We start from the raw sequence: 13483 nt of genomic DNA, 5'->3' as shown, positions 1-13483 counted from the left end.
CCCGTCCGCCGCTAAGATCAGGGAGCAAGCTCCCATCTCTTCGCTCGACTTGCATGTATTAGGCACGCCGCCAGCGTTCGTCCTGAGCCAGGATCAAACTCTCCGATAGAAAGCTTAATCTAGCTTTTAAAACAATGTTTTGTTTCCGTAGAAACAACTACTTACATGGCGTTTCGTTCAGTTTTCAAAGATCGATTTAATTCTACTAATCTCGGTGTTTTTCTCCCGAGTGACAACTTCTATCTTACCAGCAACGTTCATATAAGTCAATGTCTTTTTTAAAAACATTTTTGTATGTAATTTGTATGTAAGATGTTGTTTGTTTTTCGAAGTGACAAGAAACATCTTACCATGTGATAACAATGGCGTCAACCACTTATGGGAATTAATTTTCACCCCCCTTCCTCATCGATGGAAGGGGGCAGTATTATCCTGTAAGTACTTCTTCTTCAGGGTATCTTATTTTAGAAGTTTTCTTAGAAGCAAAGATGAAGGCAAGCGTCAGGGGACCAAGTTTACCAACCATCATGATTACAATAATTGTTACTTTCCCTATTCCATCTAGGCTGCCTGTTAATCCCATTGAAAGGCCTACTGTTCCAAATGCGGATACAACTTCAAATAAATTAACTAAAAAAGGAGATTCCTGCGTTAGTTCAAGAATAAAAACTCCGAGTAAAACAACCCCTGTTGAAATCACAGTTATTGCTAGGGCTTTAATAATGATAGAAAAAGCGAGCGTTTTATGAAAAATCGTTACTTCGTATTTGCCTTTTAAAAAGGTATTAACTGAAAGGAGCATAGCGATGAAGGTAGTAAGCTTGATTCCACCTCCAGTAGAAGCACTTCCAGCCCCTATGAACATAAGACATATAATAAAGAAGAGAGAAGCTTCTTCCATACTACCGATATCTACCGTATTAAAACCTGCTGTTCGAGGAGTCACAGCCTGAAATAATGCACCCCACCCTTTTCCTGGACCATTTAGTTGCCCAATTGTAGAAGTGTTATTCCACTCGAGCGTGATAATTACGATAAAAGCAAGTGCATTTATGATGATACTCCCGATTACCATCAACTTCGTATGAAGGGTCCATTCACGAAAATGTTTCTTATTCTTCAGATCGATTAAAACCGTGAAGCCAATTCCACCTAAGATAAACAAGAGAGTAATAACAATATTGATAACGGGATCTCCAACATATGAAGAAAGACTGTCTGACCAAATCGAGAAGCCAGCATTATTATAAGCTGAAATAGAGTGGAAAATTGCGGCGTAAATTCCGCTTCCTACTCCGTATTCAGGTATCCACCTCGCCGAAAGAATAATGGCTCCTATCATTTCTATTATGATCGAAAATAAAAGTAGACTTCGAACGAGCTTAACAATGCCTCCCATTCCTTTTTGATTTAATGCCTGAGTAATTAAGAGTCTTTGAGAAACCCCTATTTTTTTCCCTATTAATAGAAAGATCACAACTGCAAATGACATAATGCCAAGCCCGCCAATTTGAATGAGTAACATGATAACAAGCTGACCAAAAATAGTAAAAACACTACCCGTATCCACTACTACTAGACCAGTTACAGTGATAGCAGATATAGCCGTGAACCAGGCATCTAGCCAGCTAACTGACGTTGTCGTTGCCTGTGGTAGCTTTAGAAGAAACGTTCCGATCGTACTAACAAATAGAAATAGAAGCAACAAAGCTCTAGGCGGATGAAGTAAAACCTTTTTGTATTTCAAGACATACCCCTCTTTCTTCTTTAAGAACAGCTCCGCAAACCGTTGAAATATACTTTTTACATCAAAAGCGTTAAAACGCTTCATTTATATAGAAGTAAACAAAAAGAAAAAACACAGGACATCTGTGTTTGAAACGAAGATATAGGTCATTAAAGTTCTTTTTATACCACATCCAGATGTTATTTTTATCCCTATGCTATCGACACAATAAAGGATTTCTCAATATGATTGAAATAATAATACATCCAGACTACCCACAAGTAAAGAAAATCATTTAGCGTCGATCTGCTCAAAGTAAAGATGTTGGTGAAGCTTACATCCGTCATTAAAGAGAGACTGGCAGTATGGACATATTGATTTTGAAGAAATGTACTCTTGTATCGTTAGTTCTGACTTGCAATTCCCACAAAGCACAGCTTTTTCATCAAATTCGTGTTTGGGCCACTTTATAACAGCATGATCCGTTGTTTCTTCATGACAATAGATACATGGATAATATGTACCACAACATTTGAATTTAATCGCAATAATGTCCCGTTTACTATAATAATGTTGGCATCTAGTTTCATCATCTACAACTTTACCTTTTATAACAATTTCCTCAGATCCCATTTTATATCCCTCTCTAGTTCCATCTTTCTATTAAGTATCATTCTATCATTATCTTCCATTGTCTAGAAAAATGATTTATTAACTGATAGATCATTTTTATTCACATGGTCGGTCATACAAATTTTGCAAAAAGAAAAACCTTTTTTGTCTCTGACATTCGCTGTCATCTGTATAAGTTCATCAAGATTACTTGAACAAATCTTTTCGACTTTCGTTCGCACACCCGCGTCTTTTTGTCGCCATAACGTTCGACATGTAGCGATATGGATTTTATTGTAATCAGGATCGCTCCCTTTAAAATGATTAAATACATATCCTTCTGGATTAGCACGATACCAGTTTATATACCGTTCTTCATTTTCTTTGAAAATACCGATCATAGTCTAGCCTCCCACTTATTTATCACTAGACCATTTTCGTCGTTACACTCGCTCCCCCTCTTTACAATTTATTACAGATGTCAGTCTTTTTTTAACTAAATGTAATTTATTTTCCGAAGGAGGCTTTTTACTAATCGGATTATAAATAAAGAATGTAATATTCGACATACAAAGAGTGAGGTGAGTATCAGTTTTTCATCTAACATTCGTATAATAGTTTGATTCGTACTAATAGAAATTTAAAAGGCTCCGCTCTTATGCGGAACCTTTCGCTTTAGTGATGGAAAATAGGCTTACTCTGGTGTGTTTTAATATTCTTCTTTAAATAAGGAACAATCCAACGATCAAGCCCGATTTTAGCTGCATTGTAACCAGCAATGAGTAATAACGTTCCAAGAATAACCATCATTGGATTTGTACTTGTTGTGCCACTAAACAGGAAGGCAAAATTCATGATCACTCCCATAAGAGCGGCAAGTGTTGTAAATGTTCCAAGTAGTAATCCTAGGCCAACAAAGAATTCGCCCCAAGGAATTAAAACATTAAAGAAATCCACATTTGGAATTGCTGTCGCTTCTAAGAATGTAGCCCACCACCCTTGCACTGCAGGATGCTCACCACTAGCGTTGGCTACCGCCCCCTGTAAGAAGCCATTTGCATCAAAACCATTAGTGATTTTTGTCCAACCAGATGTCACCCATTGATAACCAAGATATATTCGAATAAAAAAGAGTATACCAGCTGCTGCTTTATTTTCTCTTAGAAAATGAACAAACATCTCTCTCACTCCCCACTATTTATTCTTAACACACCTTTATTGTAAGGGAGCTTCTAAAAACATTATGTGAATTGCATCACTATTAATCTAACTGTTTTATATCGTTACGATTCGGGTATGAAATAACTGGATAATTCAAATAGGACAGAATCTCTTCTGTCCTATGCATAACTTTCGTCTCTTTTTGATTTTCTCTTATCGACTGCGCGGTAGAAAAGCAATGCAAGACAGCCAATTAAGGTCACGTACCCCATCACACTGTACAAAGTAGCTCCAGAAGTTTCTTCAAAAACCATTCCTCCAAGCAATGAACCTAATATGCCAGACAAACCAAAAAACACAGAAATAAATAACAAATGACCTGTCGCCTGTAAATGCTCTGGTACTAATTTTGTTACGTATTGAAAAGCCGCAACGTAAAATACCCCAAACGTCACGCCGTGGAAAACTTGAAGAATGATCGCTGCTTGAGGTCCTCCAACGTAAGCTAATCCTAACCATCTAATAGCGTAGATCAAACCTGCTATTAAGATAAAGACCACTTCATTAAAACGCTTAAACCAGAGATGACTTGTCGCAAATATTAGAGCTTCACTAGCAACCGCAACGAACCAGGCAAGTCCTATTTGAGATTCATTTCCACCAAGATCCGTGATATAAATCCCTATAAAACTGTCATTTGCTCGATGCGGAATGGTTAAAAACATGATTGTAATCAAAAAGAGTAGGAAGCGAGGATTCTTTCCAATCCGTACGGCCTCCCATACAGTCACAGGTTTATTATGTGTTTTGACATCTGATACTCTCATAGCTGTAAAAAAAGCAAGCAAAATCATGAGCATAAAAGGTAGCAAAATAAAAGATATACCAAAAAAAGCAAAAAACTGACCAACCACTAAAGTTGAAACTGCAAAACCAATTGAGCCCCAGGTTCGAATACTTCCAAAGCTTTTATTCACGCTAGCTGCTGTTTTAACAGCTAGACTATCACCAAGAGCCCCTGTTGGGGACATGAAAACATAGAACGCCGCAGCAGAGATGAGAATAAACACATAGGTATGATTCGTTAGAAGAAAAACGCTAATAACCGCAACACCAACCAACGTTACGAGTAGAACCTTTTTAATTGTTCCGAATTTATCGCTTATGTAACCCCAAAACGGTTGAGCCATTATGGCTGCCAGTGGTCCGATCGCTAGGATAGAGCCAATTTTACTCTCTGACATACCACTTTGTTGGAAATATACTGGCATATAGCTAATGATGATTGTATTTGCTCCGTGAAAAAAGAACAAGAACAGACTAAGGAAAAAGACAGAGTCTCTTTTGGTCATCTTTTAAGCCGTCCTCCCTTGCTAAATGTACTGCGCTCAAAATACTTCTTCTAACTCTATATTAAGTACAATTGAATTGCAATGCGCTTTCATTGGGATTGGTTCCATTATTATTACTGTTTTTGCTACCTTATCAACCACTTCTTCCGCCAAAAAATGCCAAACAATTACGATTATCGATCATAATTTGAAGGGGATACGCATATCTTGTAGAAATATCCAATTAGTGATAAGTTAAAATGCTGATTATGGGGGATTTCTATGAAAAATGGAAGCGAGCTAAAAGATGCGAATTTAGATATTATTTTTCACTATATTTCAGATCTTATTTTCCAAATTCGTGTGATTGATGTTCACCATTATGAAATCGAAGCTGTAAATGAAGCTTATCTAGCAAGTTATGAGACTTCCAAAGAAGCCATTGCTGGGCGGAGAATCGAAGACTTTCTAGGGGTTGATCAAGGAATACAAGCGATTAAAAGATTCCAAGAAGCCATTATTCGTAAGAAAACCATTCAATTTGAAGAAGGTTATTCTTTCCCAAAACAGGGCTACAAGCTATTTGATATTACATTAGTGCCACTTGTAGAAGAGGGTACTGTTTCGAGGATCATTGGCATTGCGAAAGATATTACCGAGAAAAGAATGAATGAAGAGCACCTTGCTCAATCCGAAAAGCTATCGATTGTGGGACAACTAGCAGCTGGGGTCGCCCACGAGCTTCGAAACCCGCTCACTTCCTTAAAAGGTTTTTTGAAATTAATCCAATTCAAAAACACTGACAAAGATATTGATCGCTATGCCCAGGTAATGGATTCAGAATTTGATAGGATCGAACAGATCATCGATGAATTTCTTATTCTTGCTAAACCAACAAAAATAAATTTTAACTATAATCGAATTGATCTCATATTAGATGAAGTCATTGAATTACTCAATGGCCAAGCTAATATGAAAGCGATCATCCTAACAAAAGAGTACCACTCTTCTCTCCCAGAGATTTATTGTGAAAGTAATCAATTAAAACAAGTTTTTATTAATTTGATAAAAAATGCGATGGACGCTATCGGTGAACAGGGAGAAATTATGATCTCAGCCCAAGAATTAAATGATAAATTACAAATTAGAATCATTGATAATGGTAGCGGAATCACAGAAGAAGAGCTTGAAAAACTCGGCTCTCCGTTTTTCACTACCAAAAAGCACGGGACAGGACTTGGCCTTACGATATGCAAACGTATAGTAAAAAAACATAAAGGGAACTTAACTATCGAAAGTAATAAGGGGAAAGGTACGATCATTACGCTCACTTTTCCAAAGGGGGTTGCCCAATAACCCCCCTGTTATTCAGGGCCTTGCATATGGCCCTTTTGGTTTGTATGCTCCTTTAACCATCTCTCTACCATATATAAAGCTTCTTCAGATTTTTGCCAATGTAGAGCATGACCTGTCTTTGGAATAGAATCAATCCTACATTCTCCTTTCACTTCATTCCGCATCACGTTTGCTGCATGCATTCTATTAGTTTCATCTGCTACAGGAAGTGTTGCCCTTAGGAGATAGATAGGAACATTTACCATATGAAAAATTTCTTTGCAAGGCTCTTGATAGAGTGACTTCATAATCGCTCTTACTGTACTACCACTAGCCCTTAAGGCGACGCCATTTTTCCTTTCCTCCATATCCCTATGTACCATTTCCTCTAAATTCTTGCTCCACCTTCCGATTTCCCTTTTCTTCTTTTGTTCATATTCTTCCAATTTTCTGTAATGATTTTCTGCCACCCATTGAGACATTTGTTCAAGAAGTTCTTCAAGCGTTAGTGACGGATCATCAGAAGAATGAAGATAACCACCGTCAATCATCACGATACCTTTTACCATTTTAGAGAAATGACTACTATAATGAAGTGCCAGAGCTGCTCCCCACGAATGCCCAATGAGCCAGACTGGTACTTCACTTAATGATGTACAAACCTTATGAAGCCACTCTGTTAGAAATTCAAACGAATAACTTTTATCTTCATTAAATGGAGGCGTCTCACCATGCCCCGGTAAATCAATCGAAATTAGATGAAAGTAATCCTTAAGACCTTCTGCCATTTCACTAAAACCAAGTGCATTGTTCGTTAAACCGTGAAGAAGAATGACAGTTGGCTGACTCCTATCTCCCCATTCAAAACCATGAACATGACTGCCATCTATTTCTATTATGATTTTTTTCATTTCACTTTTCCTTTAAACTATGACTTACTTCATATATTCGACTAGCAGGATTCATTCCCTCTCTCTCGAAATGAGTCTCATAGGAAAATCAAATTGACCTGGAGGTAATCAATGGAGATCAGAAAAGCGGTCGTAGATGATGCTTTAGCGATAGCAAGTGTTCATGTAAACAGCTGGAGAACGACTTACCGTACGCTTATCTCAGAAGACTATTTGAATTCATTAGACGTTCAAATACGGGAGGCTCGTTGGCGGAAAGGAATTGAAGATGGAAATATTATCTTTGTAGCAGTCGAAGAAGGGGAAATAATAGGATTTGCGAATGGCGGAAAAAATAGATCGTCTGCTTACAAATTCGACGGAGAGCTTTATGCGATATACCTTCTTGAAGAAGCACAGGGAAAGGGAGTTGGCAAACAACTCCTGTGCTCGGTAGCTAAACATCTTAGAAGCGAATCTTATCAGTCTATGCTTGTCTGGGTACTGAATGGAAATCCCGCTTCTCAATTCTACGAAAGTTTTCATCCACTTCAAATTGCCGTGGAAGAAACAGAAATTGCAGGTAAAACATTTAAAGAAACCGGCTATGGTTGGAAAGACCTGAATGAATTAATTGGATATTGTAGCTAAAGGTATTGAAGAAACATCAAAATGAGGTCCGTGATTGCTCACGGCCCTTTTTCACTTCACACTTTCTTTTTCTTCATATGGATGGGCTACCCAGCCTGATGGATCGATGAAAAGGCGTACGGCTACAACTTGCCGATCATCCATTAATGTAAAGAAGTGTGGTGTATCAACCGGTACAGAAATCACGTCACCCGGATCGAGCTCAACGTCAAAATACCCCACGCTACCTTTAATGATAAAAATCCCATGTCCCGCCGTTATCGCTCTTACTTCGTCCTCAGTATGCACATGAACCTGTTCAAATTTTTTCAGAATCTTATCGAGATCAGGCGTTTGTTCAGATAGTGCCACCACATCCCAGCTTCCATATCCATTTCGCTGAGCTAGAGAACGAATGTCATCATCAAATACACTCAGAATTTCATTTTTCTGTCCCTCTGTAACATGACAATTTCCCTTAAGAGACGTCGGTAACTTCTCAACATCCCAGTGTTCATATAACACTCCTTCATTCTGAAGGAATGCCCCTACTCGATCTTGACCATCAATAACTTCATTTGTATTTCGTATTTTAATTACTGCCATTAATGCTTCCTCCTCTTTTTGTTAAGCTAATGAAATTTTGTTGAATACTGATCAACTTACAATTGCTTGAAAACTTCGTAACTTAAGATGATATTCAAAAAGGAATTCAAATGCTTCCAGGTACTTCTTTGCTTCAAAACCATTACGTCCCCATACCGTAATCCCATGGTTTCGCATCAAAATGGCTTTCGTATCACTCTTAAGCACGTGCACCACATCTTGAGCTAGTAGAGAAAGATCAGCTGAATTCTCGATAATTGGTACTCTCACTTTGTCATTCTGTCCCCATAAACCAAAAGCTTTAACTAACTCCAGTCCTTGAAACGTTACTTCTCCTTCTCCGGCAAAAAGTTCAGATATAACATTGTTTTCAACCGTATGCACGTGCAAGCAACAGCCTGCATCTGTCTTGGAATAGATCGCCTGATGAATAATGGTCTCTGCAGATGGTTTCAATAGAGTCTCTTCAATTGGCTGCCCTTGTCTATCGACTAGAATGAAATCTTCTTTTGTTCGTTTCCTTTTATCCTTTCCACTAGCCGTTACTAAAAATTGAAGCGGCGAATCACTTACTTTAATTGAAAGATTTCCACTTGTTCCACGGAACCAATCTCTTGCTGCTAATTCATCTTTAATATCAGCAAGTTCGTTCCATCGATTCTCTACTTGGCACATGATTCTCCCCCCTTTCTTCAGCTAACTTTTCGACGATATCATCAAACGTTTCAAACAAAGTGGCTGGAATGCCAAGTTCCTGACACTTCTCTGCTAAATAGTCTCTAGCAAACACAAAATCTGCTTGCTTTGAAGCTTCTAAATCGGTAATAGAATCTCCAATCACAATTTTTCGGTTAGTCTTTTTATCAAAACGATTTAATATACCTGGCTTGCAACAACCGCAATCTTTCGTACAATCGTCTTCACAGGCATACGGCCAAGTTATTGAGATGGTATCAGTAGTAAAATCACTACCATTACAGAAGATGTTTTCTTCTGGAATACCAAATGGGATAAGAAGGGGGTAAACAAAGAAATCGATCCCTCCACTGACGATATAAAGCTCGATCCCTTCTCGCCTCGTATAGTCTACGAATTCGCTAAAACCATGTCTGATTTCAGTTGTAGCTACTAAATAATCGAGTAATTCCCTTTTCAATTTGGAAGGAATCAAGTGAAACATCCTTCCGACTCCTTCACGAATGGAAATATTTTGGGCGAGAACATCATCTTTTATTTGCTCCCACTCTTTTGGAGCAAATCGTTTCATCAGAGAAACGATATTATCACTTTTCGTAATGGTGCCATCAAAATCGCAAAAAATAATCGGCTGCTTCATCGCACTACCTCCCCGCTTCCCCACTTTGTAAGAGCCTGATGAAGTTCCTCACTATTTTGAGAGGCCTGTTCAAGAGGTTGCTCTGTTAAAACAGCTTGAATGGCATCTCGGAAAGCTTTTCCGCCTGCAGCTGCTCCACCGGGATGCCCGTGCACCCCGCCTCCCGCATTAATCACACTGTCTATACCGAAATCTTTTATAAGGTACGATACTAGTCCAGGGTGAATGCCCGCTGAAGGAACTGGAAAAGTCCTATTAAGCTGACTTTTTCTCGTTAAGGATTCTACTGTTGCGAGCGCCTCTCCTCGATCAAGCGCTACACTCCCGTAAGGCGAAGGGAAAAGGGAAAAATCTGCCCCAGCAGTTCGAAGCAACTTTCCAAGTAATAGGGAGTAACTTACCCCATGTGAGCTTGAGGCTGCCATTGCACCTGCGAAAGCGGGATGTGCCATGATTGGAACCGGAATATTCGGGTCCTCTGCAAGTGATTGCAATGCATCTAGTCCATATGTAAAAACATTAAACAGAAGCGCATCTGCACCTAATTCCACAGCAAGCTTTGCTCGATCACTGAGGTTTGCCGTTCTTCCTGTTAAATTCACAGCGTAACGCGTTCGTTTTCCTGTCAATTCAGCCGTTTCATCAAGAACATCTCGTAAGGCGGGTACTCGCTTTTCAAGAGGGGTTAACTCATTTTCAAAAAGAATTTCATCATCCTTCACAAAATCGACTCGACCAAGCGCCTGCTGTTTCATTTGTTCTTGCAATTCGCCTAACGGTTTTCCAATAACTCCTTTGAAAATACTCATAACGAGCGGTCGATCGTATACTTCTGTAAGATTCCGAATGCCGTCTATTCCATATGCTGGACCTGGGAACTGATTTAGTAATCCTTCAGAGAACTCTAAATCAATCAGCTTAATTTCACCATCAAGTGAAAGCTTACCAATGACTGTTGTTAAAATCGCAGGTAGATCCGCACTGAAATTGATGGTCGGGTAAGCAATCGCGATGATGCCCAGTTCCCCTTTTTCCTCTACGTGAACGACTTCACCCTTATGCTTCTTTAACTGCTCTTTTTCTAATAACGGTAGATTGGTCCAAGTCCCAATCGTTAATCCAAGGGCAATCGCTTCAGCACGCTTAGATAATTGTTGATCATTCTTAACAAGGTAAGTTGCCACAAGACGACTCATCATGCTCATTCCTTTCCATCGCGCTAGTTCTCAATCTTTGATCATACAAAAAAGACCCCTTCACGAGGAAGAGGTCTTTATCACCATGCTCTTCCTCTTATCTTCCAGCTTTTGCTGCGAGAATTAGCACCGTGTCTTCAAGTAACCTTGAAAATCGGTTGCCGGGCTTCAAAGGGCTCGTCCCTCCACCTCTCTGGATAAGAGTATGCAACTATTCGTTTAAGTAATTGATTCGAATTATGCCAGACGTAGTAAATCCTGTCAATCTATTTTTTCACTTTTCTGAATCAAAAGAGATGAAGGGATTTAATCCGTTCAACTGCCTCCCTGAGTTTTTCTTCGGAAGTTAATAAGCCTACTCTCACATAGCCTTCCCCATACTCTCCAAAGCCGTTCCCAGGTGCAACAACAATTTGAACATTTTCAAGCAAGTAGTCCGCAAACCCCTCTGAAGTAAATGATTCAGGTACTTTTAACCAGGCAAAAAATGATCCCGCAGGAGAGGTTACATCCCAGCCAATATCATGAAGTCCCTGTATCAAAACATTCCGTCTAGATTCATACGTTTGGCGAAGATCCTCAACACATTTCTGTGAACCTAGTAAAGCTTCTGCAGCTGCTTCTTGCACTGCACTAAACAAACTAACGTAGAAATGATCCTGAAGCAGGTTGATGCTTTCCACTACAGATGGGTTTCCGACAGCGAACCCAACACGCCATCCTGCCATATTATACGTTTTGGAAAGAGTATAAATCTCAATCCCCACATCTTTAGCACCTTCTGTTTCTAAAAAGCTTTGAGGACGCTCTCCATCGAATCCGATTGCTCCATAAGCAAAATCATGAACGACACAGATGTCATTGACATCCGCAAACCTAACCGTTTCATCAAAAAAACTTTTCGTTGCTACAGCAGCGGTAGGATTGTTTGGATAATTTAAGAACATGAGCTTCGCTTTTGCAAGAGCACCCTCAGGGATCGCGCTATAATCTGGCAGAAAATCATTTTCTTCAAGTAACGGCATCATTTGCATATCCGCTTCAGCCATTGCTACTCCAGACCAGTAATCAGGGTATCCAGGATCCGGAACAAGTGCCACATCACTTTTATTTAACAAACATTGACTCACTTCTACAAGGCCCGCTTTTCCACCAAATAGGACGGCCACCTCCTTCTCTGGATCAAGCTCAACACCAAACTCTCGCTTATAGAAATCAGCCGCGGCTTGTTTCAGAAAGGGCTGTCCCCTAAATGGCGGATACTTGTGGTATGCAGGGTTTTCAGCTGCCTGCTGCAAAGACTCGATAATATGAGCAGGCGTCGGCTGATCAGGGTTTCCTTGTCCAAGGTTAATAATGTCATATCCCGCCTCTACATAACGGTTCACTTTTCCAGCAAGCTTCGCAAAGAATTGTTCTGGTAAACGTTTAAGTGCATCTGAAGTTTGAAATTGTTTCAAATGGAATCACATCCTGTTAAAATTTTCGAGAAATTCTAATAAGTTATGTTATCTTGGATACACAACCATGTAAAGGTCAACTTCTAAACATGTAAGGAGGACAACTCAATGAAAAACCTTGCCCTGTTGCAATTTGATATTGCTTTCGGCAATCCAGAAAAGAATTTCTCTAAAGTTGAAGAGCTTGTTTCTAAGGCGGTGAGTGACAAACCAGATATCATCGTTTTACCAGAATTGTGGTCCACAGGTTATGATTTATCTCGCCTTGATGAAATTGGAGATACTGATGCAGAAAAGTCGATTGCTTTTCTATCTCGCCTCGCCAAAAAGAACGACGTAAATATTGTTGGGGGCTCCATCGCTAAGCATCATAACGGCGAAGTAACGAACACCATGCTTGTGTTCAATCGAGATGGGCAGCTCGTTCATGAGTATAGCAAAGCGCACCTGTTTCGTTTGATGAATGAAGAGAAGTTCCTCGTTTCTGGAAATGAAAAAAGTCATTTTACACTTGAAGAACTCCCATGCGCTGGGTTCATTTGTTATGATATTCGCTTTCCTGAGTGGCTTCGCCTTCATGCAGTTGAAGGTGCCCAAGTTTTGTTCGTACCAGCAGAATGGCCAAAGCAACGCACCGATCATTGGCGAGCATTACTTATCAGTCGCGCGATTGAAAATCAGTGCTACGTGATTGCCTGTAATCGTGTCGGGGCAGATCCTGATAATGCGTTTGGAGGACACTCATTGATCATTGATCCGTGGGGAACAATTATCGCAGAAGCAGGAGAAGAAGAAGTTATTTTAACAGGTTCTATTGACGAAGAGGAAATGTCATCGATCCGGAATCGCATTCCTATCTTTGAAGATCGACGTCCAGATATTTATAAATAATATTCAAAATATTATTGACAAACACGTTCCTTTCTCTGTAACATACATTTCAAGCGAAAAAATTGTAAAATAATTTCATAAACTTTCTCTTATCAAGAGCAGGCTGAGGGATTTGGCCCTATGACGCCCAGCAACCGACCTATTTTTAAGTCCAGATTAAGATGGCTTAAATGGCACGGTGCTACTTCCAACAGGATGATATTCATTCTGGAAGATAAGAGGTGTGAAGTATCTCTATCTTCAAGCCTCTTTCTTCGGAAAGAGGCTTTTTTTATGCCGAAATTCCGATGTTCATGCAATACATCAACC

At 39.5% G+C, this 13483-nt stretch carries 15 protein-coding genes, 1 rRNA gene and 2 riboswitches; of the genes, 3 read left to right on the top strand and 13 right to left on the bottom strand.

The window, feature by feature from the left end:
* From ABVF21_RS19515 to ABVF21_RS19485, 7 genes are all read right to left on the bottom strand, one after another.
* Positions 1 to 109, bottom strand: a 16S ribosomal RNA gene (locus tag ABVF21_RS19515); the annotation flags it as partial.
* Positions 110 to 177: 68 nt separating this feature from the next.
* A complete protein-coding gene (locus ABVF21_RS19510; RefSeq protein WP_371018812.1) occupies positions 178 to 396 on the bottom strand; it encodes a hypothetical protein in 219 nt (72 codons plus the stop codon).
* Positions 397 to 427: 31 nt separating this feature from the next.
* Positions 428 to 1747 carry a TrkH family potassium uptake protein gene (locus tag ABVF21_RS19505; protein ID WP_371018811.1) on the bottom strand — a complete coding sequence of 440 codons (1320 nt, stop codon included), beginning with the start codon at positions 1745 to 1747 and terminating at the stop codon, positions 428 to 430.
* Positions 1748 to 2017: 270 nt separating this feature from the next.
* Positions 2018 to 2359: a CHY zinc finger protein gene (locus ABVF21_RS19500; protein ID WP_371018810.1), complete on the bottom strand. Its 342-nt coding sequence runs from the start codon at positions 2357 to 2359 to the stop codon at positions 2018 to 2020.
* A 62-nt stretch (positions 2360 to 2421) separates the two neighbouring features.
* Positions 2422 to 2739 (bottom strand): hypothetical protein, encoded by a 318-nt coding sequence (locus tag ABVF21_RS19495; RefSeq protein ID WP_371018809.1) that lies wholly within the window; start codon positions 2737 to 2739, stop codon positions 2422 to 2424.
* A 274-nt stretch (positions 2740 to 3013) separates the two neighbouring features.
* Positions 3014 to 3517, bottom strand: coding sequence for a DoxX family protein (locus ABVF21_RS19490; protein ID WP_303532856.1), 504 nt, complete (start codon positions 3515 to 3517; stop codon positions 3014 to 3016).
* Between the two features lie 161 nt (positions 3518 to 3678).
* Positions 3679 to 4851: an MFS transporter gene (locus tag ABVF21_RS19485; RefSeq protein ID WP_371018808.1), complete on the bottom strand. Its 1173-nt coding sequence runs from the start codon at positions 4849 to 4851 to the stop codon at positions 3679 to 3681.
* A gap of 261 nt (positions 4852 to 5112) precedes the next feature.
* Here ABVF21_RS19485 and ABVF21_RS19480 point away from each other — a divergent pair, with 261 nt between their 5' ends.
* On the top strand, positions 5113 to 6186 hold the full coding sequence (locus ABVF21_RS19480; RefSeq protein ID WP_303532860.1) for an ATP-binding protein: 1074 nt from the start codon (positions 5113 to 5115) through the stop codon (positions 6184 to 6186).
* 8 nt (positions 6187 to 6194) lie between these two features.
* Here ABVF21_RS19480 and ABVF21_RS19475 read toward each other — a convergent pair whose 3' ends face one another.
* Positions 6195 to 7076 carry an alpha/beta fold hydrolase gene (locus tag ABVF21_RS19475; protein WP_371018807.1) on the bottom strand — a complete coding sequence of 294 codons (882 nt, stop codon included), beginning with the start codon at positions 7074 to 7076 and terminating at the stop codon, positions 6195 to 6197.
* A gap of 111 nt (positions 7077 to 7187) precedes the next feature.
* Here ABVF21_RS19475 and ABVF21_RS19470 point away from each other — a divergent pair, with 111 nt between their 5' ends.
* A complete protein-coding gene (locus ABVF21_RS19470; RefSeq protein WP_303532863.1) occupies positions 7188 to 7706 on the top strand; it encodes a GNAT family N-acetyltransferase in 519 nt (172 codons plus the stop codon).
* Between the two features lie 51 nt (positions 7707 to 7757).
* Here ABVF21_RS19470 and ABVF21_RS19465 read toward each other — a convergent pair whose 3' ends face one another.
* The 5 genes from ABVF21_RS19465 to ABVF21_RS19445 all read right to left on the bottom strand — a co-directional run bounded on the left by ABVF21_RS19465 (position 7758) and on the right by ABVF21_RS19445 (position 12283).
* The gene (locus ABVF21_RS19465) at positions 7758 to 8291 is read right to left on the bottom strand and encodes an acireductone dioxygenase (RefSeq protein WP_303532864.1); all 534 of its coding nucleotides are present in this window, start codon (positions 8289 to 8291) and stop codon (positions 7758 to 7760) included.
* 51 nt (positions 8292 to 8342) lie between these two features.
* Entirely contained in the window at positions 8343 to 8966 is a 624-nt protein-coding gene (locus tag ABVF21_RS19460; RefSeq protein WP_303532866.1) for a methylthioribulose 1-phosphate dehydratase, read from the bottom strand.
* Complete coding sequence (locus tag ABVF21_RS19455) at positions 8929 to 9627, bottom strand: 2-hydroxy-3-keto-5-methylthiopentenyl-1-phosphate phosphatase (RefSeq protein ID WP_303532867.1); 699 nt, start codon at positions 9625 to 9627, stop codon at positions 8929 to 8931. Before ABVF21_RS19455 ends, ABVF21_RS19460 begins: the two co-directional genes overlap by 38 nt.
* A complete protein-coding gene (locus tag ABVF21_RS19450) occupies positions 9624 to 10823 on the bottom strand; it encodes a 2,3-diketo-5-methylthiopentyl-1-phosphate enolase (protein ID WP_371018806.1) in 1200 nt (399 codons plus the stop codon). The genes ABVF21_RS19455 and ABVF21_RS19450 overlap by 4 nt, the downstream gene beginning before the upstream one ends.
* Positions 10824 to 10917: 94 nt before the next feature.
* Positions 10918 to 11027, bottom strand: a riboswitch (SAM riboswitch).
* 83 nt (positions 11028 to 11110) lie between these two features.
* Entirely contained in the window at positions 11111 to 12283 is a 1173-nt protein-coding gene (locus ABVF21_RS19445; protein ID WP_303532870.1) for a pyridoxal phosphate-dependent aminotransferase, read from the bottom strand.
* 108 nt (positions 12284 to 12391) lie between these two features.
* Between ABVF21_RS19445 and ABVF21_RS19440 the strand changes: the two genes are divergently transcribed.
* Positions 12392 to 13174 (top strand): carbon-nitrogen family hydrolase, encoded by a 783-nt coding sequence (locus tag ABVF21_RS19440; RefSeq protein ID WP_371018805.1) that lies wholly within the window; start codon positions 12392 to 12394, stop codon positions 13172 to 13174.
* Positions 13175 to 13260: 86 nt separating this feature from the next.
* A riboswitch (SAM riboswitch) is annotated at positions 13261 to 13395 on the top strand.
* Positions 13396 to 13483: the final 88 nt, after the last annotated feature.

It is taken from the genome of Pseudalkalibacillus sp. JSM 102089 (assembly GCF_041366475.1).
In the GTDB taxonomy this organism is placed as follows: domain Bacteria; phylum Bacillota; class Bacilli; order Bacillales; family Guptibacillaceae; genus Guptibacillus; species Guptibacillus hwajinpoensis_B.
This window is presented reverse-complemented; position numbering and strand designations above follow the sequence as displayed.

Coding starts and splice junctions, on each gene's coding strand:
- ABVF21_RS19500 (WP_371018810.1), bottom strand. CDS start 2,359: ATGGGATCTGAGGAAATTGTTATAAAAGGTAAAGTTGTAGATGATGAA.
- ABVF21_RS19495 (WP_371018809.1), bottom strand. CDS start 2,739: ATGATCGGTATTTTCAAAGAAAATGAAGAACGGTATATAAACTGGTAT.
- ABVF21_RS19490 (WP_303532856.1), bottom strand. CDS start 3,517: ATGTTTGTTCATTTTCTAAGAGAAAATAAAGCAGCAGCTGGTATACTC.
- ABVF21_RS19485 (WP_371018808.1), bottom strand. CDS start 4,851: ATGACCAAAAGAGACTCTGTCTTTTTCCTTAGTCTGTTCTTGTTCTTT.
- ABVF21_RS19480 (WP_303532860.1), top strand. CDS start 5,113: ATGAAAAATGGAAGCGAGCTAAAAGATGCGAATTTAGATATTATTTTT.
- ABVF21_RS19475 (WP_371018807.1), bottom strand. CDS start 7,076: ATGAAAAAAATCATAATAGAAATAGATGGCAGTCATGTTCATGGTTTT.
- ABVF21_RS19470 (WP_303532863.1), top strand. CDS start 7,188: ATGGAGATCAGAAAAGCGGTCGTAGATGATGCTTTAGCGATAGCAAGT.
- ABVF21_RS19465 (WP_303532864.1), bottom strand. CDS start 8,291: ATGGCAGTAATTAAAATACGAAATACAAATGAAGTTATTGATGGTCAA.
- ABVF21_RS19460 (WP_303532866.1), bottom strand. CDS start 8,966: ATGTGCCAAGTAGAGAATCGATGGAACGAACTTGCTGATATTAAAGAT.
- ABVF21_RS19455 (WP_303532867.1), bottom strand. CDS start 9,627: ATGAAGCAGCCGATTATTTTTTGCGATTTTGATGGCACCATTACGAAA.
- ABVF21_RS19450 (WP_371018806.1), bottom strand. CDS start 10,823: ATGAGTCGTCTTGTGGCAACTTACCTTGTTAAGAATGATCAACAATTA.
- ABVF21_RS19440 (WP_371018805.1), top strand. CDS start 12,392: ATGAAAAACCTTGCCCTGTTGCAATTTGATATTGCTTTCGGCAATCCA.